The sequence below is a fragment of the Erwinia plantamica genome (assembly GCF_043420595.1).
GTDB classification, from domain to species: Bacteria; Pseudomonadota; Gammaproteobacteria; order Enterobacterales; family Enterobacteriaceae; genus Erwinia; species Erwinia aeris.
The window spans coordinates 1-546 of sequence record NZ_JBGCUC010000045.1; the positions used below are offsets into that span (position 1 = coordinate 1).

The following is a 546-nucleotide window of genomic DNA, read 5'->3' on the forward strand; positions in this document are numbered from 1 at the left end:
GGGGTGAAGTCGTAACAAGGTAACCGTAGGGGAACCTGCGGTTGGATCACCTCCTTACCTGAAGATACCTTCGTGCGTAGTGTCCACACAGATTGTCTGATAGAAAAGTAACGAGCAGAAAAAACCTCTACAGGCTTGTAGCTCAGGTGGTTAGAGCGCACCCCTGATAAGGGTGAGGTCGGTGGTTCAAGTCCACTCAGGCCTACCAAATTTCATCTCATGCGGCGTTATGCGCGCGGTCGTTTACCCAGGTAAACTTCCCTTCCGCATGCCTTGCCTGAGAAGAAATTATGCTTCCCTTAAAAGAAGCGTAACTCGCGGTTGAGTGGTAGTAGACGGTCTCTGCAGTAACTGTATGGGGCTATAGCTCAGCTGGGAGAGCGCCTGCCTTGCACGCAGGAGGTCAGCGGTTCGATCCCGCTTAGCTCCACCATGCAGTTTACAAAAACTATCTCAAAACTGGCTTTCGAGTCACGTTTGAGATATTTGCTCTTTAACAATCCGGAACAAGCTGAAAATTGAAACGACATGTCGTTTTCATTCTCC

General features: G+C 49.5%; 2 tRNA genes and 1 rRNA gene. All 3 read left to right on the forward strand.

Going from position 1 to position 546, the window contains the following annotated elements:
• Positions 1 to 57, forward strand: a 16S ribosomal RNA gene (locus AB3U87_RS21965); the annotation flags it as partial.
• Between the two features lie 74 nt (positions 58 to 131).
• Positions 132 to 208 (forward strand) — tRNA-Ile (locus tag AB3U87_RS21970).
• 149 nt (positions 209 to 357) lie between these two features.
• Positions 358 to 433 (forward strand) — tRNA-Ala (locus tag AB3U87_RS21975).
• Positions 434 to 546 lie beyond the last annotated feature (113 nt).